The organism is Lactococcus sp. LG606 (assembly GCF_017309645.1).
GTDB lineage: Bacteria > Bacillota > Bacilli > Lactobacillales > Streptococcaceae > Lactococcus > Lactococcus petauri.
Genome location: NZ_CP071301.1, coordinates 1,796,839 through 1,819,265, shown reverse-complemented (window position 1 = coordinate 1,819,265; position 22,427 = coordinate 1,796,839). Strand labels below are relative to the sequence as shown.

The window sequence follows — 22,427 nt, the reverse complement described above, 5'->3', positions numbered from 1 at the left end:
AAGTAAAAAACCTCTCACTAAGAGAAGTTTTTTTATTACTTTTAAGGTTAGAAGTTACGACCTTCAAGCTTTGTGAATAAACCTTGGTTAAGAACTTTGAGGTAAGTCCCTTTCATTCCCAACGAACGGCTTTCAATAACACCAGCAGATTCAAGCTTACGTAGTGCATTAACGATTACTGAACGTGTAATTCCAATCTTGTCGGCAATGACTGAAGCAATAACATGTCCTTCTTCACCATCAAGTTCTTCAAGAATTGCTTTCACAGCCTTCATTTCTGAATACGAAAGTGTATTGACTGCCATGTTAGCCATCGTGTCTTTACGGATATTTTCTTCCATTTGTTCAAGCTTAAGATTTGAAAGTTGAACACCGATAACTGTTGTTGCAAGCTCTGCAAGCACAAGATCATCATCACTGAATTTTCCGTCTGTACGCCATAAGATGAAGGTTCCCAAGCGCATACCACTACCATAGATTGGTGCACATGTTGTCAAACCATTAGGATACTCACCTAAAAGTTCTGCAGGAAATACTGACAAAGGCTCGTTAATTGTGATATTTGCTAAAGTGTCGTAGATACGGATAGCCGCACGTGCATAATCTTCTGGCAATTGTTTTTGTACATGGAAAAGTTCATTAACACGATCGTTGTTAATTTCGTATGGCAGTGAATAGCCCAAAAGTTTCCCTTTTGTATCAATGATACAAGCATTACAGTCAATAACGTTGGCTAAACGCTCTGTCATGTTATCATAGGGTAACTCCTGCTTTAAATCAGTTACTCCATCTTGCAGAACTGATGTAATTTTGCGGGTTTTTTCTAGTAAAGTAGCCACGGTTTTCTCCTATTATATTATTTTCTAAATAAACTCTTAATGAATTATAACACAAAAAAATTCAAAAAACAACAGGAATAGTCAGAAAATTCGCTTTTTTCATTATAATAAAACAAGATATACAATTATGTATATCTTATTTCTTTTTATATACAGAAAATTGACTAATATTACCAACTTCCACTTTTTTGTAAGAATCTTTAAGTGTTTCTTTTACTGAATCTGAAAGATCCTGTCCACTTTGCACTACGACATACTTGTTGCCTGCATTAGCAAAGAGCAAATCAAAGTTCTGATGGAATCTCACTGGATAATGGCGAGGGAAGTCATCTATGCCACCCACACGCTGTGATCGCAAGTTAATGTTTTTATCCGATGCTATAGCCAGTACTTTATCCTCTTTTGTTGTATCGGCTTTCACAAACTGTGCAACTTGTTGTTCTTCTGAGAAAACTTGTTGATGCATCGTTTGGGTAACGATCGGAGCTCCTATCACAAAGAGCAGAGCTAAAATTGGCGCAAAAAGCTTGGCCTTCATATAATCTTGTAGGATATTCTGACGTTGATCCACCGCATCTTGTATAGTATCGCTGACGAATAATAAAAGTAACGGCAAGATGGCAAGCAAGTTTGAACTTTCGAATACTTGAGAAAAAACAACAAATCCTAACACAAGAATTGAACCCAATAAGAGTAAAAGTTGCCAGATAAATGTTTGACCCGAACTTTTAATATTACGTACGCCATGTACGAAATTGGACGCAAGACCAAACACCAAAAGAAAAACGAGAGCTTTCAGAAGTGACATCCAGAAATTATCTGTAAAGCCTAGTGTCGTAAGCGGAATGATAATGGATTGTTCGATGGATGTATACAGTACTTGAGCATTTAAGGAGTAAAAAGCAACAGTATAACCTACCAACAATAAACCAAATAAAATTGCTAAAAGTTGATAAATACCCCGCCCAATTCTTTTATTCTGAATATTAAAGACAAGCAAAGCGAGACAAGAAAGAAGCCACAAAATGGTCATGATTGGTGATATGACAAACACAAGAGCTCCGCTCATACCAAAGAAGATAAAAGCTTCGTCACGTGCATCTTGACGTAGATAACGATCCAAGAACTGTAATGCCCATAATGCAAAAGGCAAGGCGATTAAGGTTGGCGCTGTACCACCTTGAGCCAATCCTGCAATCGAAACCAAGGTGAAACCTGTGGTAATTCGCGCTGCCAAACGGCTACGAGTACGTTGTGAAATTAAACGATAAACTTGCACACCGCTCATAAATAAAGCTAGCATTTGGAAAAGGTAAAGCAGCCAAGTTGTTTGACCAAAATGACCGAGCCAGTTAATTAGGTAAAAGACAATTCCGCCAGCACCCCAAAAATCATTGTAAGGGACCAATCCTGCCTGCATTGCCATTCCCGAATAGAGGTATTGCGACTGTACACCTGTAGGTTGAAGATTGAAGATAGGGAAAGCATAGAAGCTTAGACTAAGCACCAAGGACACGAGCCCAATAAATAACCAGTCAGCTGGCATAAGCCGTGGTGTTTTTTCTCGAGTTGGTACAAAACTCGCTTCTGATTTATGACGACGCGAATAAAACCCAGTCTCTTCCGCAGGAATATCAAGGTCTTCATTGACCTCAAGCTCCTCGAATTCTTCGATTTCTTCTGATTGTTCTAATTGTTTTTTATGTTCATGCCTAAGTGAACGTGAACCATATCTTTTTTTCATTTAATTTCCCTTCAAAGAGTAATCACTAAATTATAACAAATTTCTTCGAAGTACTCAATTTTTGCTAAAAATTTTATGTAATAATTTATAATATTTCAATATTGATGCAATAAAAAAAAAGAGGCTTTGCCTCTTGATTTATCAATAAACTTCGTCGTCTTGATTTTCCATAAAGTTATTAAAAACTTCTTCAATCATATCCCATTCAGCATCTGAATCTTCAGCGATAGGTTGTAAATCACCTTCAGTGCCATCTTCATTTTGAGTAAATGAATAAGCTTGGATTTCAACTTCACCATTATCATCTTCTGCACCGTCAACAGGCATAACGAGGACGTAATTTTTACCAAATTCTTCTTGGCCATCAATAGTGATCAAGATTTCAAAAAGGCTTTCATTACCGTTATCATCAATCAGAGTGATAAAACGGTCTTCGTGGTCATGGTCATGTGTATGTTCTGACATAATACTTCCTACTTCTAAAATAATTTGTGCGCATCAAGATAATTTTGTAATATCAAGACAGCGGCGAGTTTATCAATTGATTTTTTACGGTCCTTGCGTCGGACGCCACCATCAATTAATACTTTTTCTGCTTGCATTGTCGTCAAGCGTTCATCTTGGTATTCTACAGCGACATCAAACGTTTCAGTAATTTTTTCACCATAGTTTCTTGAAGCCTCTGCACGAATACCTTCATCATTATTCATATGTTTGGGTAAACCGAGTACAATTTTTGAAGGTTTATATTCTGTTATTAGTTCTGCTAAGCGCTCAAAACCAAATTCACCAGCTTCACTGTCAATCTTTATTGTTTCAACAGGCTGAGCCGTCATTCCCAATAAATCACTCACAGCTACACCAACAGTTTTCGTACCGACATCCAAACCTAAAATTCTACTGTACATTAAAGTTGTACACCGTGTGCTTTTAAGTATTCTTTAATCAGTTCTTCAACAATATCATCACGGTCAAAACGACGGATTTTGTTACGTGCATCGTCGTGACGTGGAATATAAGCTGGATCTCCTGACAAAACATAACCTACCATTTGGTTGATAGGATTGTAACCTTTAGCATCAAGTGCACGATAAACATTTACAAGTGTTTCGCCGATTTCTTTTTTACTTGAATCATCAAATTCAAAGCGGACTGTTTCATCTGTAAAACTCATAATATGTACCTCCTTTGGGGTAGGTTCAAGCAAACTGCTTAAAAATCCTTTTAATTAATTTTTTCTAATAATGCTCTTTAATTATACATCATTTCTGACACTAATTCAATCTATTTCGTCTAGTAGCTAGAATAAATGGCCCTCTAGACGACCATTTATCACTCAATGCTAAACTATAAATTTACCGGCTTAAGGGAGAATATTTCCAGCTTCCATATACAAGTCATACCACTCCTCACGGCTGAGAACCAGATCACTGGCATTTGTTACTTCCTCGATCCGTCGTTCCGTCATCGTACCAATTATTGTTTGCATACGCGCTGGATGGCGGTTAATCCATGCTATAGCAATCCCTGAAGGGGTAAGATTGTATTTTTCAGCATATTCTTCAAGCTTTTTGTTTAATTCTGGGAATTTATCATTACCAACAAAAGGACCATCAAAATATCCATGTTGGAAAGGAGACCAAGCTTGAATCGTCATCTTATTTATCCGGGAATACTCTAGTACTGAACCATCTTGCATATGACTGGCTTGATTAGGAATATTCACATTGAGACCTGCATCAACCATTTCAGTATGCTTCAAGCCAAATTGAAGCTGATTAAAGAGTAACGGCTGCTTCACTGCTGTTTTAAGTAACTCCACTTGCATCGGATTTTGATTGGAAACTCCAAAATAGCGAACCTTTCCAGATTTCTCGAGCTCGTAGAAGGCCTCTGCGACCTCTTCTGGCTCCATTAGCGTATCGGGGCGGTGCAAGAGCATGGTATCGAGATAATCCGTCTGTAGCCGTTGTAAAGAGCCTTCTACCGACTTGATAATATGTTCTTTTGAAAAATCAAAGGCAACCCCTGGGCGGATAGCGCATTTCGATTGGAGATAAATGTCTTCCCGTCGAATAGAGGTTTGCGCCAAAGCCTCGGCAAAAACCGTTTCACACTGTCCAGCACCATAAATATCCGCGTGATCAAAAAAGTTAATACCATTTTCATAAGCTGTTTCAATAACTTTGACAGGGTTCTTTCCTGGTTCTATGATACGCATACAGCCTAAGATAATTTGTGAAGCTTGCATATCGGCAATTTGAATTTTTTTCATTAACAAAACCTCCTCTTCTTTTACAATAAATTCATTATATCACAATAAAAGTAAACGCTTTACTTTTCCAAGAGTTATTTTTGTTCCTTTTTATGAATCATGTTTCCAAAAGAAAAAACCCACCCGAGGGTGAGAATCCTTTTTTACAATTAAACTGTAAGTGAAGCACGTCCTTTACGACGACGAGCTGCAAGTACACGACGTCCGTTTTTAGTTGCCATGCGTGCACGGAATCCGTGAGTAGTCTTACGAGGTTTTTTATGTGGTTGGTAAGTACGTTTCATTTGTTAAATCCCTGGGCTACTTCACTTGGGAAAGTAGCTCCACCGTTCTTGCGGTGTTCCTTTCTTTCATTTCTGTGCTTAAAGCATACTAAAATATTCTACACCAAATCATCGCAAATGTCAAATTTCTTTTGTAACGGTGATATAACGATTGTATTCATTACCTTCAGAATGGCTAGAAACACCTTCTTCTTTCGAAATAATTGTATGCACAATCTTGCGTTCATTCGACTGTAAATCATTAATATAGACAGTTTCACCAGAACGAGCACGTTCTGCTGCACGATGCGCCAAGCTGGTAATATATGCTTTACGCTTTTCATGATAATCCCCAACATTGACAGCAATATTTATACGGGTACTTAAAATACTGTTAGCATAAGCTTTAGCCAAGGTTTGTAAACTTTGCAAAATCTTCCCATGTTTACCAATGAGTAAAGCATCTTGATTCGAATTTAAGTTAAAAACAATCAGAGTTCCTTCTTTTGCTACATTTACAGTGATCGCAATACCCATTTCAGAGGTAATATTTGTTAAGTAAGTCGAAATTTTATCCGCAAACTCTGTTTCCTCAGCAGTTAATTCCATCGGTACAGCCTTAGCTTTTTCTTTTACCTTCTCAGGAACCTCAACTTCTGGAAGCGGATCTTTGCTTTGAGCAATGTCTGCTTTAACTTCTTCAATTATAACTTCACGTTCTTCTGGAGTTAATTGACCTTCTTGTTCTTTTTCAGCTGCACGTACAGCTTTAACAATTTGGCTTAACTCAAGAGTTGCTTCCATAGCAGACTGTGCTTTAGGCACACCAAGGTTGATATCTTCCACACCACGTTCTGCTAATCGATCCGCTTTACGAATGGTTTCTTCTTTGATTTCTTCTATATCTACGAGGGCTCGTTTTTTACCAAATCCTAAAAAACCACGTTTTTCTTTTTGTTTTACATGAATATGCACATTCTCACGCTTTACACCTAAACGATATAAGCCGCGTTCTATTGCTTCTTCAACTGTTCTCCCAGTAAAAATAGTCATGATTTAAAACTCCTATCTCCTGATTTACTTTTTATTTTTCAAAGCCTTCTTTAATGCCTTCTCACGTGCTTTTACTTTATCCTTTTCCGCTTGGGCTTTAGCTTCACGCGCTGCGATTATTTTGAAGGGATTGGCAATAAGCAAAGTTTGTAAGACTTGGAAACCATTTGATACTACCCAGTAAAGAGCAACACCGCTTGCGACATTGATCGCAAAAACAAAAATCATCACTGGCATAGCAAATGTCATCGTACTTGTCATTGCATTTTTCTCAGGGGCTGATTTCATTGTCAACCATGAGCTAGCAAATGTAAAGAGTGCTGCCAAAATTGGCAAGATAAATGTTGGATCTTTATCTCCGATATTAAACCAGAGGAAAGTTCCGTGCTTTAAGAAATCTACACGTGTCAAAGCTTGGTACAACGCCCATAATATTGGCATTTGCACTAAGAGTGGTAAACATCCTGCATAAGGATTCACCTTGTTTTTAGCGTAAAGTTCTTGTGTTTCTTCTTGAACTTTACGACGCGAATCCACGTCTTTACCTGGATATTGCGCTTGTATTTTTTTAATTTCAGGCTGAATTTCCTGCATTTTTTGGCTAGACTTGATTTGAATATTCATCAAAGGCAAAAGTGCCGCACGAATAATCAAGGTAAATAAAATAATACCAACAGCTGTCATACCACCAAATGACAAGAAACGAATAACCTGAGCAAATCCATAAACTATCTGTTCCCAAAAGTTTGTTGAATGTTGTGTGACCTCAGAACGTCCACAGGCAGCCAATAAGAGTAAAGAAGCACTTGCCATCGAAAGCAAAGTTATTTTCTTTTTCAATTCTTTTCTCCATCTTTATAAATTTTAGACAATTTCAATACATGCTTGAGATTTTTTCTTACTTCATCAAAACTGAGTTTTTCGACTCCTGGACGTGCAATAATCACAAAATCTTCGTCTTCTAAATGAGAAGAAAACTCTGCTACTGCATGTCTAATGAGTCGCTTCACACGATTCCGTGTGACCGCATTTCCAATCTTTTTACTTACTGAAATCCCTGTACGAAAATGCTGTTGCTCAGTATCGAGTTTATATACAACAAATTTCTTATTGGCAAAGCTATTTTTCGCTAAAAATATTTGTTCAAAGTCTTTCGAGCGTTTTACACGATAGGTCTTTTTTATAGCCAAGCCACTCTCTCCCATACTAAAAATTATCTCCATTATTTTAACACAAAGTAGAGGAAAAGTCACTTTTTTCCAAGAAAGCGCTTTTTTAGCTTTAATTTTTGTTGCATATCATTACTTATAAGCTCAAAACCATGTTAGAATAAAGGTAAATAAAAGATAGATGTAGCCAAGAGCCAATAAAGTGATCTTCATTTCGCTTCCCTAAACATAATGGCTCAAAGAATCAATCCCCTTTGATTCCCGACTACTCCTTTTCCTTCCCACACATTTGTTGGCTCTTGTGGGAAGGTTTTTTCATACAAAATTATATTTATTGGTATAAGCATTATGTCTCTTAGGTAATATTATTCCTATTTTCTTTAAAAAATTTGGTATAATAATGCGATGAAAAAACGTAAAAAGAAAATTTTCGCTTTATGGACAATTAGCATCATAAGCCTACTGCTGCTCGTTGATTTGGGGATTACTTATTATTTCTACTCCGTTGCCTATGTCCGTAATGACGCTCCCGTGGGCCAAGTTCAAGCCTCAAGTAAAAATTATCCTCTCGTCACACAATTTGATAAGTTGAATAAAAAAACACTTACCATGGAAAATGGCGGCTTAAAGCTCAATGCTTGGTATATCCCAGCGAAACATAAGACAAATAAAACAGTTATTGTTGTCCACGGTTTTCGCCAAAATAAAGAAGCGATGCGCCAATATGGACAACTCTTCCATGATTTAGGCTATAATGTGCTTATGCCTGACAATCGTGCTGCTGGAGCCTCAGATGGTCAGCTCATTACTTATGGTTACTACGATAAAAAAGACGTGATCGCCTGGTCAAAAAAATTAACACAAGAAAACCCTGAAAGTCGTATTACTTTATTTGGACTTTCTATGGGAGCTGCAACTGTTATGATGGCATCAAGTGAGACAGAATTACCTAGCTCTGTCAACAGTATTATCGAAGATTGTGGCTATACTGATGTTTGGTCGGAAATTACCTATCAAGCCAAATCGACCTACAATATTCCGCCATTTCCCCTTGTCTATAGTTTATCCGCTATGAATAAAGTGCGCCAAGGTTGGTTTTTAAAAGAAGCAAGTGCGACACAAGCACTCTCTCAAAACAATCGCCCTATCCTCCTTATCCACGGCGATTCAGACACTTATGTGCCTACGTCAATGCTTAAGGAAAACTACCAAGCAGTCAAGACAGGAACACCAAAGGAAATGCTTTTGATTAAAGGTGCTGCACATGCCAAGGCCTTTGAGACAAATCCTCAACTTTACCGTCAATCTGTTGAAAAATTTCTGAAAAACTATAACGATTGATTATTTTACAGTGCTAAACACCCTATTACAGTTTATTCTTGCATTCCCCTTCCTAAAATGGTATTATATTAAAGTACCAATTCGCGGAAGTGGCGGAATTGGCAGACGCGCAGGATTAAGGATCCTGTGGCCTATCTTGGCTGTGCGGGTTCAAGTCCCGCCTTCCGCATATTATTTAAACGTCTAGTAATTAGACGTTTTTTTGTTTTCTCATCTGCTTCAAAATCATTCACAAAAATGGTATAATAATGACATCAAGAAACTATATATTTGCAATACTCAAGGCACTTAAGTCTTGAAACAAGGAGATAATAAACCACGATGATGAATATGCAAAACATGATGAAGCAAGCACAAAAATTGCAAAAACAAATGCAAGCTTCACAAGAAGAAATTGCCAACACTACTTTTTTTGGTAAAGCAGCACAAGATTTAGTAATCGCTGAATTTTCTGGTGATCGTAAATTAACAAACTTGACAATCAAGAGTGATGTGATTGACCCTGAAGATCCTGAAACATTGCAAGATTTGGTTGCAGATGCTGTAAATGATGCTCTCACTCAAATCGAAAAAACTACTGAACAAAAACTCGGTAAGTTCTCTAAAGGACTCCCCTTCTAATAAAATAGCCTCTGAAGGCTTTTTTATTTTATTCTTCTTATTAATTAGAATAATAAATTCGAAAATAAGGACTTTGATCATTATTAAAATACAAAAAAAGCGCGAATTTCTTCGCGTTTTTCTTATTTTGTATATTCTTCAACGAGTGCGACAACTTCTTCCATTGTTGCACATTCAGTAAGAGCTTTGTTTGAAAGTTCTTCCATCTTAGTTGAGTCCAAACGTTTCATCAATGAACGTGTTTGGAGAACAGATGTTGCTGACATTGAGAATTCATCAAGTCCGATACCCATGAGAAGTGGAACAGCAGTTTGATCACCGGCCATTTCACCACACATACCAGCCCATTTGCCTTCTGCATGCGCAGCTTTAACAACATTGTTGATAAGGCGAAGGATAGATGGGTTGTAAGGTTGGTAAAGGTATGAAACTTGTTCATTCATACGGTCTGCAGCCATTGTGTATTGGATCAAATCGTTAGTACCAATTGAGAAGAAATCAACTTCCTTCGCAAATTGGTCAGCCAACATTGCTGCTGCTGGGATTTCGATCATGATACCTACTTCGATACCTTCAGCTACTGGAACACCTTCGGCGATCAATTTAGCTTTTTCTTCGTCGTAGATTTTCTTAGCAGCACGGAATTCTGTAACCAATGCAACCATTGGGAACATGATACGGAGTGTACCGTGAACTGATGCACGGAGAAGTGCACGAAGTTGTGTGCGGAACATTGCATCACCACTATTAGAAAGTGAGATACGTAAAGCACGCCAACCCAAGAATGGATTCATTTCTTCTGGCAAGTCGAAGTATGGCAATGTTTTGTCACCACCGATGTCCATTGTACGAACAACGACTGGTTTACCATTCATGCCTTCAAGTACTGCTTTGTAAGCTTCGTATTGATCTTCTTCCGTTGGGAAGTCTTGAGCATCCATATAGAGGAACTCTGTACGGTAAAGACCAACAGCTTCCGCACCATTGTCGTTAACACCTTCAACATCTTTAGGCGTACCAATGTTTGCAGCTAACTCAAAGTGTTTACCATCAGCTGTTACTGTTTCAGCATCTTTAAGAGCAGCCCATTCAGCTTTTTGTGCCGCATACGCTTCACCAGCTGCATGGAATTCGCTTTGTTGCTCTGGAGTTGGATCAAGAACAACTTCACCTGTTAAACCTGATACAGCCATAAGTTGACCTTCAGAAACAAGTTCAGTGATATTGTTTGTACCCAATACAGCAGGAATTTCAAGCGTACGTGCCATGATTGCTGAGTGAGATGTACGTCCACCAATGTTTGTAACAAAGGCCTTAACGTACTTCTTATCAAGCTGTGCAGTATCTGATGGTGTCAAGTCTTCAGCAACAATGATCACTTCTTCGTTAATCAAAGCTGGGCTTGGCAATTTAACACCAAGAAGGTTTGCCATTACACGTTTTGTAACGTCTTTAATATCGGCAGCGCGCTCTTGCATGTAAGCATTGTCTTCCATACCTTCAAAGATAGCAATGAACATGTCAGTGATTTCTTTAAGGGCTGCTTCAGCATTAACTTTTTTAGATTCAATAGTAGCTTTGATTTGAGCGGTCATATCTGGGTCTGCAAGAACCATCATGTGTGCGTCAAATACGGCTGCGGCTTCTTCTCCGAGGCTATCTACTGCTTTATCTTTAATGATTTGAAGCTCGCTTTGAGCGGCAGCAAGAGCTGCATCAAGACGAGCTTCTTCATTTTCGATATTCTCAACAGTCACTGTCTCAAATGACAAATCAGGTTGAACAAGCAAGTATGCCTTCGCTACGGCTACACCTGATGATGCAGCGATACCTTTAAGCATAGATGTCATTATTCAGCAAGACCTTCCTTAACCATTGTTTCAGCGATTGTGCTCAATGCGTCATCAGCATCAGCACCTTCAGCAGTGATAGTTACATCAGCGCCTTGACCAACACCGAGTGACATAACACCCATGATTGATTTAAGGTTTACAGATTTACCTTTGTATTCAAGGTTAATTTCTGAAGTGAATTTAGAAGCTGTTTGAACGAGCAATGTAGCTGGACGTGCGTGGATACCAGTTTCTGCAACGATGTGGAATTCTTTAGATGCCATTTTTGGAATCTCCTTATTTCAATTTTTATTCGATAATGCCTTTTTGTTCAGCATATCTATACTTTAACATTATACTACAAAGTGAAAAGGTTTGCAATCATTTTTTCATTAAATTATCTTCATCATTTCGGCTTTTTTATTTATCCTCTGAAATTATTATATTTCCGCTTGATAAATCTCCTGAATCAAGGCCTCTGTTTTCTCCCAACCAAGACAAGCATCCGTGATTGATTTTCCAAACACTTCCGGTCGGTCTTGACGTCCATCTTCTAAATACGACTCAATCATAAAGCCTCGTACATAACGGCGTATTTTTTCATCCCAATCACGATTGACTAACGTTTGTCGTACAATTCGAATTTGCTCCATATATTTCTTCCCAGAGTTATCATGATTGGTATCCACAATGATAAAGGGATTCTTTAATCCCATTTTTTCGTAATTTGCAATGACTTCCTGCAAATTATCCGTATAGTAATTGGGAAGATTTTTGCCATGCTCGTCCTGCCCCCCACGTAAAATGGCATGTGCCAAAGGGTTCCCTGCAGTTTGAACTTCTGCACGGCCAAAGAGAAAGTCTTGCTCTTGCTGTGCTGCGTAAATGCCATTTAGCATGACTTTGATATTACCAGAAGTTGGATTTTTCATCCCCGTTGGCGCATCAATACCAGAAGCCACGAAGCGATGTTGCTGATTTTCCACTGAGCGGGCGCCAACTGCATAATAAGAAACTAAATCATCTACTAAAGGCAAGTTCTCTGGGTACAACATTTCATCAGCAGTGGTCAGTCCAGTTTGTGTAATAACTTTATAGTGAAGATCACGTACCATACGAATACCATTGATAAGATCAGCTTCACCTGCTGCATCTGGTTGATGAATGATTCCTTTATAACCTTCCCCGTTTGTTCGCGGTTTCGCTGTATAAACACGCATTACCATGAAAATCTTGTTTTTTACTTTTTCTTGGAGTTTAGCCAAACGATGTGCGTACTCCAGAACAGCTGCTTCATTGTCCGAGGAACAAGGACCAATAATTAATAAAAGCCGGGAATCCTCACCTTTGATAATTGCTTCTAATTCCCTGTCTCTTGCTTCTTTTCGCTGATGTTGTTCGCTATCAAGGTGGCCCAGCATTTTGACTGCATCAACATTTATCTCTGGGCTTATTATTTTGAAAGACATCTTTCTCCTTTCAATTTATTGATATCTTTTGTATTTATCAACTTAGAAAAATGAAACACCCTAAGTTAGGGTGTTTCGTCTATTTTATCACTTTTTTATCTAAGCTGTGTGAACGCGACCATGACAGTTCTTATATTTTTTACCTGAACCACATGGACACATGTCATTACGGCCAACTTTACTGAAATCAATACCTTCTGCAGAGGATTGTCCCACATTTGTCAAGTTTTCTTGTGAAGCCGTTACAGTTACACGCGGTGCTTGTTCTTGAACAGCGGTTTGCGGATGAATTTGAGCTTTCATCATCAAACGAGTTACTTCAAACTCAATAGCTCCAATCATGTTATTAAACATTTTGTGCGATTCTTCTTGGTATTCAACAATCGGATTGTTTTGTGCATAACCACGCAAGCCTACAGACTGACGCATTTGATCCAAATGATCGATATGCTCAGACCAATTGTTGTCTACTACACGAAGGATAACAGCACGTTGGAAGTCAATCTGACGCTCTTTATCGCCCAAGCGTTCCATTTGTGTTGCATAATGTTCTTTAACTTTTTCAAAAAGAAAATCTTTAATTTCTTGTGGGCTTTTACCACGAAGATCTTCAATGCTAAAGACATCCGCTGAAAGCATTGTATTTTCAACAGTTTCATAAAGATTGAGCAGATTTGCTTCTTCTTGAAGATCTCCTGTTGCTGCATGGCCGTCAACTTGGCGATCGATTGTACGCTTAAACATACCATACAGAGCAGGTGTCATATCTTCAGTCGCCACAATCACTTCATGGCGTTGTGCATAAATAACTTCACGTTGTTCACGAATCACATCATCATATTGCAAGACTTGTTTACGTGAATCGTAGTTATTTCCTTCGACACGTTTCTGTGAACCTTCGATTTGTCGTGTGATTAAGCCAGATTTGATGACGGCATCATCACCACTGATACGCATACGATCAAGGAAGGCAGAAACGCGTTCGGAACCAAAACGTTTCATTAAATCATCTTCAAGTGAAAGATAAAATTGAGAGACCCCAGCATCCCCTTGACGACCAGAACGTCCACGGAGCTGATTATCGATACGACGACTTTCATGACGTTCAGTACCGATTACCGCAAGACCTTGATATTCTGGATTTGGATGTTCTTTAACACCAGGGCCAAGCTTGATGTCTGTACCACGACCAGCCATATTGGTCGCAATGGTTACCGCTCCTTGTTGACCGGCATTCATAATGATTTGTGCTTCACGGAAGTGGTTTTTCGCATTCAAAACTTCATGCGGGATTTTAGCTTCGACCAATTTTTTCGAAATAATCTCAGAAGTTTCAACAGCCACAGTACCAATCAAAATAGGTTGTCCCTCAGCATGACGTTTCTTCACGTCATCCAAGACAGCATTTAGTTTTGCTTCAAGGGTTGGATAAAGCAAGTCTGGATGGTCCACACGTCGGATTGGGCGGTTCGTTGGAATCGGGATAATTTGAATATTATAGATTTCACGGAACTCTTCTTCTTCCGTTTTCGCTGTACCAGTCATCCCTGACAATTTTTTGTACATACGGAAGTAGTTTTGAATCGTAATTGAAGCCATGGTTTTAGATTCATCTTGAATCGGTACACCTTCTTTGGCTTCAATCGCTTGGTGTAAACCATCAGAATAGCGACGACCAGGCATTGTCCGACCTGTAAACTGGTCAATAATCAAGACTTCTTGTTGATCATCAACCATATAATCGATGTCATGAAGCATGATATAATTGGCACGGAGTGCATTGTCCACAAAGTGAGTCAAGGCAACATTTTCCATGTCATAAAGGTTTTCAATATCAAAGAAACGTTCTGCTTTATCTATCCCCTCATCTGTGAGTGAGATAGTTTTAGATTGCAAGTCAATCTTATAGTCATCGCCCTCTTCATAATCTTCACGACCAACCAGAGTCTTAGCAAACTGATCTGCACGGTAATAAAGCGCAGAAGAGCCCTCTGCTTGACCTGAAATAATCAATGGTGTGCGCGCCTCATCAATCAAGATTGAGTCAACCTCATCGACAAGAGCATAGTTGAGCGGACGCTGTACCATATCTTCAAAACGAGTGACCATGTTGTCACGCAAATAGTCGAAACCAAGCTCAGATGATGTCGAATAAGTAATATCACAGTTATATGCTTCACGTTTTTCTTCTGGTGACTTAGAGTTAAGGTTAAGTCCAACAGTCAAACCGAGCCAGTTGTATAATTCACCCATTTCGGTTGCATCACGTGTTGTCAAATACTCGTTGACTGTTACTACGTGTACACCTTTGCCAGAAATCGCATTTAAATAAACTGGCATGGTAGCTGTCAAAGTTTTACCTTCACCAGTACGCATCTCCGGAACGTCACCATTGTGGAGGACAATCCCCCCCATAATTTGCACGTGGAAAGGAAAAAGACCAAGGACACGTTTTGCTGCTTCACGGCAGACAGCAAAAACTTCATACAGCATGTCGTCAAGACTCTCACCGGCAGCTGCACGTTCTCTAAATTCTTCTGTTTTGGCCTGCAGCTGCTCATCTGCAAGGGCAGCCATTTCTTCTTCGTATGATTCGACTTTTTGAGCCATTTTATGTAATCTTTTGAGCTCTTTTTTGTCGTTTTCTACTAATTTTTTAATAATATTTGCCATGTATTCTCCGTTTACTATCCAATAAGGGATATTTCCTTAATTTTAGCATTTTTAAAGGTTTTTTCCAATAGTTACCTCAAAAATATCAATACAGCTGTATCATTTAGCAACGTATTTGTAATTTGGATCAATTTCCTTATCGAGTTGAGCAAATGCAGCTTCCAAACGCCGATTTACTTCTTCGATACCTTCAGCATTTGCTTTTTTAATATCTGAAATATCAATAGGTTCCCCAAAATTCAATTGTACTTTTTCACGCTTAAAAATACCCTTCATTGATAAAGGACCTTGATAAACCGCAGGAACAATCCGAACTTTAGCCATTTTAGCGATAATTGTAACACCGCCTTTGAGTTCGTTGGAGTGCCGTGAACCTGTTGGAAACATGATGAGAGATTTGTCTGATTTTTTTAGCATCTTTACTGGATACTGAATGACTTCACGTCCAGGATTTTCACGATCGACTGGGAAGGCCCCACATTTTTTAATCCACCACGCAAAAAAAGGATTTTTAAAAAGCTCTTTCTTGGCCATAAAGATAAACTGTTTTGGACGTGTTGCAAAAGCCATATAAACAGGATCAAGAATCATGCGGTGTGGCGCTACCAAAATATAATTCTCAGACTTGTCTGGAATGCGTTCCGTATGATGGTATGTAGCCTTACCATTAAATATGAAAAGTAAAAAGCGAACTAAACCGCGTAAAAATATATAAAACATAACTGATAGAATACTCCTAAAAATATTTAGCTTTATAAATTTTATACTATTTACTTCAATTTGGCTAGTCAGAAAAGCAAAAAAACTCCTTCTGGAGTTTTTATTTATCAATTGACCTGACGCTAATCAATTTCTAAGTCGAGAATGGTCTGAGGCTTTTGGAGATGAATTGTTTGGAGCCCCACCTTCTGTGCTCCTACTATATTAGCTAAATTATCATCTATAAACAAAGTTTCCGCTGCCTGTAAACCAGAGCGTTCTAAAACCTCTTTAAATGCAACCATATCTGGTTTTCTCAGGTGTAAACTATGTGAATAAAACACCTGTTTAAAGTAAGACTCCAAAGTTCTTCCCGTTTGCTCTAAGCATCTTTTTTCAAAACATTTTGCATGGATACTGTTAGTGTTTGAAAAGAGAAAAATGTTATATTTTTCAGAAATTCTTTCCAGATAATTCATCCGCTCTGAACTAAAATCTTTCAAAATAAGATTCCAAGCTTCTTCTATCGCCTCATTATCCACATCGACTTTTGCTTCTTCTCGAAGACGGTCACAAAATCCTTCTGGTGTAATGAGTCCCAACTCCAAAGCTTCGAAAAAATACACCTGTTTTTTCAAGGTGAAATAATCTTCGAAATCTGGAATACCTAATTTGTAGAATCGCTGCGTCATTCTTTCAAAATCTAGATCAAGGATTACACCGCCGAGATCAAAAATGATATTTTTAACTGTCATCGATTTTCCTCTGCTTTCTATTTTCGCGCATTTTTTGTATCAATAATTATTGTTACTGGTCCATCATTAATTAAACTGATTTCCATATCTGCACCAAATTCTCCTGCTTTAGTCGGGACAATCTGGTTAAGCTTTTCATTAAATTTAAGATACATCGCTTCTGCATATGCTGGATTCCCCGCTTGCGAAAAACTTGGTCGCGTTCCTTTGCGAATATCCGCATAGAGTGTAAACTGTGAAATAGAAAGTACTTCGCCAGAGATATCTTGTACAGATAAGTTCATCTTGCCATTTTCATCTGAAAAAATACGCATTTTACTGATCTTGCGTACGGCATAATCTAAGTCAAAATCTGTATCTGAATCTTCTACTGCGACAAGAAGTAATAGGCCAGATGTGATTTGATTTCTGATTTTATTTTCAATTTTTACTGAAGCTTCTTTAACTCTTTGGATTACTATTTTCATAATTTAATTTTAACAAAAAAACTATCCAAAAGGACAGTTTTTTGCTATTTTATATTAACCATTGGTCCGTTTAACACTATAGACATCTGGTGTCATCTTAATCTTATCAACAATCAAAGTCAAATCAGATAGATTTTTTATTCCAATGGAAAGATGGATATTGGCCATTTTTTTATCCTTTGTTGGATGAGCATTAATTGAGATCAAACTTTTTGTTGTATTAGACAACACTTGAACGATATCATTAAGCAGATTCGGACGATTAAACGCATACACATGGATATTGGCCACGTATTCTTTAGTAAGGTGTTGTGAATCATCCCATTCTACATCAATCAGACGTTTTTCATAATCTTCTTGACTGCGAACATTTTTACAGTCTGCGCGGTGGATGGAAACCCCTCGACCTTTAGTGATATAGCCGACAATCTTATCCCCTGGCACAGGGTTACAACATTTACTGATATGCACCAACATGCTATCAACGCCAGAAACACTCACACCACCATCATGGCGAATTTTCATGACATTTTTATTTTTGTTTTCACGTTTGACTTCGCCCTTCATTAGTTGTTCAGATTCAGCTTTCAGCTTTTCTTTCTCAACTTTACGTCGCTCACTTTCTGTCAAACGATTGAATACAGAAGTTGCTGATATTTCACCAAAACCAACTGCAGCAAACAGGGCTTCACTGTCCCGATAACTTAATTTTTCAAGTACTTCGTCCAGATGTTTTTTATCCAAATATTGGTTCGGTGTGAAACCATTCTCTGCAAGTTCCGTTTGCAGCATTTCACGGCCTTTGTGAATAGAGAGTTCCTTATCTTGGCTCTTGAAAAATTGCTTAATCTTGTTACGGGCCTTATTGGTCTTAACGAGTTTAATCCAATCACGACTTGGTCCAAATGAAGTTTTAGAAGTAATAATTTCTACTTTATCGCCTGTTTTCAGAACATAATTCAGCGGTTGCATCCGCTCGTTAATCTTCGCACCTGTTGCATGATCTCCCACTTGCGTATGAATAGCATATGCAAAGTCAATAGGACCGGAGCCAGCTGGCAATTCCTGAACTGCTCCTGTTGGTGTAAACACATAAATTTTGTCGCCAAGAATATCTTCCTGAACTGCTTTAACAAATTCCTCTGCGGAGTCTCCTGATTGTTCTTGAAGTTCCACCAATTCGTTAATCCAATTTAGTGTTTCCGAAATCTCATGAACGTCAACTTTAGCTTTACGCCCTTGCTTGTAAGCCCAGTGTGCTGCGACCCCGTACTCAGCAATCTGATGCATCTCATGGGTTCTGATTTGGAATTCCATCGGCCCCTTAGGTCCGTAAACCGTGGTGTGAACAGACTGGTAACCATTAGCTTTAGGGTTAGCAATATAGTCCTTGAAACGCCCAGGCATCGGCTTCCATAAATCATGGATATACCCTAGTGTCGTGTAAACGTCGCTTGTCGAGTTTGTCAAACAGCGAATGGCAATAAGGTCATAAATTTCATCAAAACGCTTTTTCTTATCGTGCATTTTACGATAAATAGAATAGATATGCTTTGGTCGCCCATAGATTTCAGCGTCAACTTGTGCATCTTTCATACGCTCATTTAGCTTCTCAATCACTTCTTCCACTAAATTTTCACGCGCTGCACGTTTTTCGTTCATTAAGCCGCGGATACGATAGAACTCTGTTTCATTAAGATAACGGAAAGAGAGATCTTCAAGTTCCCATTTAATGCTTCCAATACCCAAGCGGTGTGCAAGCGGCGCATAAATCGCCATAGTCTCACTTGAAATACGTTTTTGTTTGTCTGGTCGGAGATTTTTGAGAGTGCGCATATTATGAAGACGGTCGGCAAGTTTGACCAAGATAACTCGAATATCCTTGCTCATGGCCATCAACATCTTACGGTGATTTTCCGCAAGTTGTTCTTCATGCGATTTGTATTCTACCTTACCAAGCTTCGTTACTCCATCAACAATATTCGCAATCTCTTCACCAAAAAGTTCCACCAAGTCTGACTGTATAAAGTTAGTGTCTTCAACAACATCATGCAAAAAGCCTGCCGATACAGTTGCTGCATCAAGCTGTAGTTTAGCTAAAATTCCCGCCACTTGGATAGGATGGATAATGTAAGGTTCTCCGCTTGCACGATACTGTTCAGCGTGAGCTATTGATGCACACTGTAAAGCTTTACGTACCAGCAAGATATCTTTTTCATTCATGTATGCGGAAGCAAGTTTAACCACTTGATCTCCGGTAAGATTTGGTTCTGAGGGCATATTTTATTTCCTGTGAAGTAGCTCCACTTTCCTCCTTGATATATTTTTACTATTCTAACACATTTCTGCCTATAAATTTACGCTTTTAGTCCTTAAAGCGCGAGTTTTCGTCTCTTTGTTCGGTTTATTTCAACAAATCAAAGTAAGTTGAAAAGGCCGACAAGGCGTAGAGCGGTGCTGTCTCAGCACGCATAATACGCGGTCCAAGCCCGACAATCTCTGCACCTGCTTGTTCAAATAGCGCAATCTCTTCCGGTGCAATACCACCTTCTGGTCCAAAAAGCAGCAAAACTTTTTGGCCTGGTTTTAAACTCGCCATACTTTGAGCCAACTTCGCTTGCTCCCCTGCTTTAGCAGATTCTTCATAAGCAATTAAAACTTGGTCAAATTGAGAAAATGTAGCAACCAGTTCAGACAGTTTTTCAAAAAAACAGATTTCTGGCAATATTTGACGGCGAGATTGTTCTGCAGCACCCAATACAATTTTATCTAATTTTTCCTTCTTTTTAGCAAGCTTTTTGCTGTCCCATTTGGCCACAGACCATTTGAAGGGCGCAGCCCAGATTGCACTTGCGCCAAGTTCCGTTGCCTTCTCACTGATAAATTCTAATTTATCGCCTTTAGGGAAACCAAGCGCTACAGTAATGTGAACTGGAAGTTCCGTTTGCACTTCCAGTACCTCTAATAAACGTACCGTACATAGCTCGCTAGAAACAACTTCGGCAAGGCCCACTTTCCCCTCTTCAAAAACTAGCTGTATCTTCTCCCCCACACTCGTCCTCATGACTGTAAAAATGTGATGAACAGCTGCCTTATCGTCAATAGTAAAGTCTTCACCAATTTCTGGTTGCTTTTTGAACACAAAATATTGATTTGCCATACTTAACCGCCAATTACCCCTTCACGGTTTTCTGTCTTTTTGAAAATCACACAGTTCCATTCACCTTGAGTCATACGCGTTTCAAGGAAGAAACCAGCATTTTCTGCGGATGCAATAACTTTATCTGCCTTATCAGCGATGATACCACTCATAATCAAATAACCTTCATCTTTGACGAGACGGAAAGCGTCGTCAGTCATAAGTACAAGAATATCTGCCAAGATATTTGCTACGATAACTTCTGCTTGTTGCTCGATACCCTCCAATAAATTATTGGCTGAGATTGAAATTTTATCCGTATTTGGGTTAAGCTCGATGTTTTCACGTGCTACACGCACAGCAACTTCATCAATATCATAGGCATGAATTTCACTTGCGCCAAGATAAGCGCTAGCTACAGAGAGCACACCGGAACCTGTACCTACATCCAAGACCGTTTCGCCACCGCGAATTATTTGTTCTAGAGCATAAAGACTCATTTTTGTTGTTGGGTGCGTACCTGTACCAAAAGCCATCCCTGGATCAAGGCGAATCAGCTTCTCCGCTGAAGATTGTGGAGTATAATCTGTCCAACTTGGGACAATCGTCAAATCATGAGTAATACGAGCTGGTTCAAAATACTTTTTCCAAGCATCTGCCCAATCTTGTTCTGCAAGATTATTTGTACGTACTTCAACGTTGGTCACGTCAAAGCTTCCTGCTAAAGCATTTACCTTTTGTTCAATATCTGACTTGAGCTCAGTAATTGGCATATTTTCCGGATAATAAGCAGTCACTTCCACCATTTCTGACTGTTCTACCTGAGGAAGCACTTCTCCGAAAAGGTCCTTGTGATTAAGATAATCTGCACTGTCGTTAATTTCGACTCCTGCTGATCCTGCTTCAACTAAAATATTACTGATTGCTTCTTCCGCTGCACGAATGATGCGTACGGTGATACTGTTCCAATTATTCATATTATTGCTATTCTCTTCCTTATATTAATAACGAGGATACTTGAAAAAAGTTGTCTCCTCAAGATTTTCCAAACCTTTTTCAAATTTTTCTTGATCAAATTCAAGCATAAATTCTTCTTCATCGGAATTTAAGAAATCTATCAAAGCATCTAAACCTTCATCCGCTGTTTCTTGTAAGAACTCAACAAAGTAAGCAATATATTCACGAGATAAGCCCTTGTCTGAATAAGCCACACCTGCTAAATAGTCTTCTTCTGAAAACTTCGACTTGTTCGGATTATAAAAAATCACAGCATCTTCATAAAGTACATTTTCTTCTGACTCGACACCATCTGCATCCGAAAGAACAACGCCTTCTGGATTTGCAGCTTCCAAAAGGAAGCTAACTTCGACAGCGAAATTTCTTTTATCCCAATTTATCTCAAAATCATAACTGAAATTCTTGCTCAATTCTTCATCTAAAATATCTAAAAACCCGTACTTTGCCATTTTCTACCTCTTTTTCTGTTACAAGCAATTTCCTCTCCAATGCTTCGAATTAAAATAGCAATTGGGAGTTTAAACGTCGTAATACTTTTCTGTTATAATTATAACAGAAATAAAAATTATCTCTAGAGAGAAATATATGAAAATCAGACCTATCGAACCCCATGATTTCGCTTATGTGGCTAAAATCGAAAATCAAAACTGGACTTTAAAATCCACACCCTTTGTCATCAACAGCTCTGCTGAAAAAATAATGAAGAAAATATTGAAGGGAACACGTTATCTTCTTGCGGAAGAAGAGGGTGTTATTTTGGGTGTTTTAGATTACGGTCCCCGTAATAAGTCTGAATTTGGTTCACATGTAATTACTTTCGGTGTAATGACTGTAAAAGAAGCAAGAGGAAAAGGTGTTGCGACTCAGCTTATCCAACATCTTATCCACGAAGCACGTACCGAAAAATATGAAAAGATTACCATCAATGCAATGTCAAGCAACCCTACAGCATTAGCTCTCTACGAGCGTCTAGGATTTCAACTTGAAGGGCGACTCAAAAAAGAGTATTTCATTGATGGTCTCTATGTTGACAGCTTAATTTACGCCTATTATCTCTAGGTAGTAAGGAGA

General features: G+C 38.6%; 24 protein-coding genes and 1 tRNA gene. 4 read left to right on the top strand and 21 right to left on the bottom strand.

The window, feature by feature from the left end; translation table 11 throughout:
* Nucleotides 1–47 precede the first annotated feature (47 nt).
* The 10 genes from codY to rnpA all read right to left on the bottom strand — a co-directional run bounded on the left by codY (nt 48) and on the right by rnpA (nt 7,379).
* The gene (gene codY / locus J0J35_RS08995; RefSeq protein ID WP_003133634.1) at nt 48–839 is read right to left on the bottom strand and encodes a GTP-sensing pleiotropic transcriptional regulator CodY; all 792 of its coding nucleotides are present in this window, start codon (nt 837–839) and stop codon (nt 48–50) included.
* A gap of 136 nt (nt 840–975) precedes the next feature.
* Entirely contained in the window at nt 976–2,583 is a 1,608-nt protein-coding gene (locus tag J0J35_RS08990) for a glycosyltransferase (protein ID WP_206916682.1), read from the bottom strand.
* Between the two features lie 141 nt (nt 2,584–2,724).
* Nucleotides 2,725–3,048, bottom strand: coding sequence for a DUF1292 domain-containing protein (locus tag J0J35_RS08985; RefSeq protein WP_003133632.1), 324 nt, complete (start codon nt 3,046–3,048; stop codon nt 2,725–2,727).
* Nucleotides 3,049–3,062: 14 nt separating this feature from the next.
* A complete protein-coding gene (ruvX, locus tag J0J35_RS08980; RefSeq protein ID WP_003133630.1) occupies nt 3,063–3,491 on the bottom strand; it encodes a Holliday junction resolvase RuvX in 429 nt (142 codons plus the stop codon).
* Nucleotides 3,491–3,757 (bottom strand): IreB family regulatory phosphoprotein, encoded by a 267-nt coding sequence (locus J0J35_RS08975; protein ID WP_003133629.1) that lies wholly within the window; start codon nt 3,755–3,757, stop codon nt 3,491–3,493. Before J0J35_RS08975 ends, ruvX begins: the two co-directional genes overlap by 1 nt.
* 189 nt (nt 3,758–3,946) lie before the next feature.
* Nucleotides 3,947–4,858: an aldo/keto reductase family oxidoreductase gene (locus J0J35_RS08970; protein ID WP_173816951.1), complete on the bottom strand. Its 912-nt coding sequence runs from the start codon at nt 4,856–4,858 to the stop codon at nt 3,947–3,949.
* A 149-nt stretch (nt 4,859–5,007) separates the two neighbouring features.
* Nucleotides 5,008–5,142, bottom strand: coding sequence for a 50S ribosomal protein L34 (gene rpmH / locus J0J35_RS08965; protein ID WP_003135255.1), 135 nt, complete (start codon nt 5,140–5,142; stop codon nt 5,008–5,010).
* Between the two features lie 120 nt (nt 5,143–5,262).
* Nucleotides 5,263–6,174: an RNA-binding cell elongation regulator Jag/EloR gene (jag, locus tag J0J35_RS08960; RefSeq protein WP_019293820.1), complete on the bottom strand. Its 912-nt coding sequence runs from the start codon at nt 6,172–6,174 to the stop codon at nt 5,263–5,265.
* 24 nt (nt 6,175–6,198) lie between these two features.
* The gene (locus J0J35_RS08955) at nt 6,199–7,014 is read right to left on the bottom strand and encodes a YidC/Oxa1 family membrane protein insertase (protein ID WP_003133626.1); all 816 of its coding nucleotides are present in this window, start codon (nt 7,012–7,014) and stop codon (nt 6,199–6,201) included.
* Nucleotides 7,011–7,379, bottom strand: a complete 369-nt coding sequence (gene rnpA, locus J0J35_RS08950) for a ribonuclease P protein component (RefSeq protein WP_019291921.1) — start codon at nt 7,377–7,379, stop codon at nt 7,011–7,013. The genes J0J35_RS08955 and rnpA overlap by 4 nt, the downstream gene beginning before the upstream one ends.
* Before the next feature lie 369 nt (nt 7,380–7,748).
* Between rnpA and J0J35_RS08945 the strand changes: the two genes are divergently transcribed.
* From J0J35_RS08945 to J0J35_RS08935, 3 genes are all read left to right on the top strand, one after another.
* Nucleotides 7,749–8,684 (top strand): alpha/beta hydrolase, encoded by a 936-nt coding sequence (locus J0J35_RS08945; protein WP_206916679.1) that lies wholly within the window; start codon nt 7,749–7,751, stop codon nt 8,682–8,684.
* 83 nt (nt 8,685–8,767) lie between these two features.
* Nucleotides 8,768–8,853 (top strand) — tRNA-Leu (locus J0J35_RS08940).
* Between the two features lie 152 nt (nt 8,854–9,005).
* Nucleotides 9,006–9,305 (top strand): YbaB/EbfC family nucleoid-associated protein, encoded by a 300-nt coding sequence (locus tag J0J35_RS08935; protein ID WP_019291923.1) that lies wholly within the window; start codon nt 9,006–9,008, stop codon nt 9,303–9,305.
* A 122-nt stretch (nt 9,306–9,427) separates the two neighbouring features.
* On the opposite strand, the gene ptsP is transcribed toward J0J35_RS08935, so the two are convergent.
* The 11 genes from ptsP to J0J35_RS08880 form a co-directional block, all read right to left on the bottom strand.
* A complete protein-coding gene (gene ptsP / locus J0J35_RS08930) occupies nt 9,428–11,155 on the bottom strand; it encodes a phosphoenolpyruvate--protein phosphotransferase (protein WP_003133622.1) in 1,728 nt (575 codons plus the stop codon).
* A complete protein-coding gene (locus J0J35_RS08925) occupies nt 11,155–11,421 on the bottom strand; it encodes a phosphocarrier protein HPr (protein ID WP_003133620.1) in 267 nt (88 codons plus the stop codon). The genes ptsP and J0J35_RS08925 overlap by 1 nt, the downstream gene beginning before the upstream one ends.
* A gap of 156 nt (nt 11,422–11,577) precedes the next feature.
* Nucleotides 11,578–12,606, bottom strand: coding sequence for a 3-deoxy-7-phosphoheptulonate synthase (locus J0J35_RS08920; RefSeq protein WP_206916678.1), 1,029 nt, complete (start codon nt 12,604–12,606; stop codon nt 11,578–11,580).
* 99 nt (nt 12,607–12,705) lie between these two features.
* Nucleotides 12,706–15,279 (bottom strand): preprotein translocase subunit SecA, encoded by a 2,574-nt coding sequence (secA, locus tag J0J35_RS08915; protein WP_019291926.1) that lies wholly within the window; start codon nt 15,277–15,279, stop codon nt 12,706–12,708.
* Between the two features lie 99 nt (nt 15,280–15,378).
* Entirely contained in the window at nt 15,379–15,999 is a 621-nt protein-coding gene (locus J0J35_RS08910; protein ID WP_019291927.1) for a 1-acyl-sn-glycerol-3-phosphate acyltransferase, read from the bottom strand.
* Nucleotides 16,000–16,121: 122 nt separating this feature from the next.
* The gene (locus J0J35_RS08905; protein WP_206916677.1) at nt 16,122–16,733 is read right to left on the bottom strand and encodes an HAD family phosphatase; all 612 of its coding nucleotides are present in this window, start codon (nt 16,731–16,733) and stop codon (nt 16,122–16,124) included.
* Nucleotides 16,734–16,750: 17 nt separating this feature from the next.
* Nucleotides 16,751–17,200 (bottom strand): D-aminoacyl-tRNA deacylase, encoded by a 450-nt coding sequence (dtd, locus tag J0J35_RS08900; RefSeq protein WP_019293827.1) that lies wholly within the window; start codon nt 17,198–17,200, stop codon nt 16,751–16,753.
* A gap of 54 nt (nt 17,201–17,254) precedes the next feature.
* On the bottom strand, nt 17,255–19,480 hold the full coding sequence (locus J0J35_RS08895) for a bifunctional (p)ppGpp synthetase/guanosine-3',5'-bis(diphosphate) 3'-pyrophosphohydrolase (RefSeq protein WP_003133614.1): 2,226 nt from the start codon (nt 19,478–19,480) through the stop codon (nt 17,255–17,257).
* A 124-nt stretch (nt 19,481–19,604) separates the two neighbouring features.
* Nucleotides 19,605–20,360 carry a 16S rRNA (uracil(1498)-N(3))-methyltransferase gene (locus J0J35_RS08890; RefSeq protein WP_019293237.1) on the bottom strand — a complete coding sequence of 252 codons (756 nt, stop codon included), beginning with the start codon at nt 20,358–20,360 and terminating at the stop codon, nt 19,605–19,607.
* A 2-nt stretch (nt 20,361–20,362) separates the two neighbouring features.
* Nucleotides 20,363–21,316: a 50S ribosomal protein L11 methyltransferase gene (prmA, locus tag J0J35_RS08885; protein ID WP_019293238.1), complete on the bottom strand. Its 954-nt coding sequence runs from the start codon at nt 21,314–21,316 to the stop codon at nt 20,363–20,365.
* 24 nt (nt 21,317–21,340) lie between these two features.
* Complete coding sequence (locus J0J35_RS08880) at nt 21,341–21,805, bottom strand: DUF3013 family protein (protein ID WP_017368678.1); 465 nt, start codon at nt 21,803–21,805, stop codon at nt 21,341–21,343.
* Between the two features lie 136 nt (nt 21,806–21,941).
* Between J0J35_RS08880 and J0J35_RS08875 the strand changes: the two genes are divergently transcribed.
* Nucleotides 21,942–22,415, top strand: a complete 474-nt coding sequence (locus J0J35_RS08875) for a GNAT family N-acetyltransferase (protein ID WP_019291933.1) — start codon at nt 21,942–21,944, stop codon at nt 22,413–22,415.
* Nucleotides 22,416–22,427: the final 12 nt, after the last annotated feature.

Excerpts from the sequence above, each read along its gene's own strand:
- jag (WP_019293820.1), bottom strand. The coding sequence starts at position 6,174 with ATGACTATTTTTACTGGGAGAACAGTTGAAGAAGCAATAGAACGCGGC.
- J0J35_RS08920 (WP_206916678.1), bottom strand. The coding sequence starts at position 12,606 with ATGTCTTTCAAAATAATAAGCCCAGAGATAAATGTTGATGCAGTCAAA.
- dtd (WP_019293827.1), bottom strand. The coding sequence starts at position 17,200 with ATGAAAATAGTAATCCAAAGAGTTAAAGAAGCTTCAGTAAAAATTGAA.
- J0J35_RS08990 (WP_206916682.1), bottom strand. The coding sequence starts at position 2,583 with ATGAAAAAAAGATATGGTTCACGTTCACTTAGGCATGAACATAAAAAA.
- J0J35_RS08925 (WP_003133620.1), bottom strand. The coding sequence starts at position 11,421 with ATGGCATCTAAAGAATTCCACATCGTTGCAGAAACTGGTATCCACGCA.
- ptsP (WP_003133622.1), bottom strand. The coding sequence starts at position 11,155 with ATGACATCTATGCTTAAAGGTATCGCTGCATCATCAGGTGTAGCCGTA.
- J0J35_RS08895 (WP_003133614.1), bottom strand. The coding sequence starts at position 19,480 with ATGCCCTCAGAACCAAATCTTACCGGAGATCAAGTGGTTAAACTTGCT.
- J0J35_RS08945 (WP_206916679.1), top strand. The coding sequence starts at position 7,749 with ATGAAAAAACGTAAAAAGAAAATTTTCGCTTTATGGACAATTAGCATC.
- secA (WP_019291926.1), bottom strand. The coding sequence starts at position 15,279 with ATGGCAAATATTATTAAAAAATTAGTAGAAAACGACAAAAAAGAGCTC.
- prmA (WP_019293238.1), bottom strand. The coding sequence starts at position 21,316 with ATGAATAATTGGAACAGTATCACCGTACGCATCATTCGTGCAGCGGAA.
- rpmH (WP_003135255.1), bottom strand. The coding sequence starts at position 5,142 with ATGAAACGTACTTACCAACCACATAAAAAACCTCGTAAGACTACTCAC.
- J0J35_RS08890 (WP_019293237.1), bottom strand. The coding sequence starts at position 20,360 with ATGGCAAATCAATATTTTGTGTTCAAAAAGCAACCAGAAATTGGTGAA.
- J0J35_RS08970 (WP_173816951.1), bottom strand. The coding sequence starts at position 4,858 with ATGAAAAAAATTCAAATTGCCGATATGCAAGCTTCACAAATTATCTTA.
- ruvX (WP_003133630.1), bottom strand. The coding sequence starts at position 3,491 with ATGTACAGTAGAATTTTAGGTTTGGATGTCGGTACGAAAACTGTTGGT.
- rnpA (WP_019291921.1), bottom strand. The coding sequence starts at position 7,379 with ATGGGAGAGAGTGGCTTGGCTATAAAAAAGACCTATCGTGTAAAACGC.
- J0J35_RS08875 (WP_019291933.1), top strand. The coding sequence starts at position 21,942 with ATGAAAATCAGACCTATCGAACCCCATGATTTCGCTTATGTGGCTAAA.
- J0J35_RS08905 (WP_206916677.1), bottom strand. The coding sequence starts at position 16,733 with ATGACAGTTAAAAATATCATTTTTGATCTCGGCGGTGTAATCCTTGAT.
- J0J35_RS08910 (WP_019291927.1), bottom strand. The coding sequence starts at position 15,999 with ATGTTTTATATATTTTTACGCGGTTTAGTTCGCTTTTTACTTTTCATA.
- J0J35_RS08935 (WP_019291923.1), top strand. The coding sequence starts at position 9,006 with ATGATGAATATGCAAAACATGATGAAGCAAGCACAAAAATTGCAAAAA.
- J0J35_RS08880 (WP_017368678.1), bottom strand. The coding sequence starts at position 21,805 with ATGGCAAAGTACGGGTTTTTAGATATTTTAGATGAAGAATTGAGCAAG.
- J0J35_RS08985 (WP_003133632.1), bottom strand. The coding sequence starts at position 3,048 with ATGTCAGAACATACACATGACCATGACCACGAAGACCGTTTTATCACT.
- J0J35_RS08975 (WP_003133629.1), bottom strand. The coding sequence starts at position 3,757 with ATGAGTTTTACAGATGAAACAGTCCGCTTTGAATTTGATGATTCAAGT.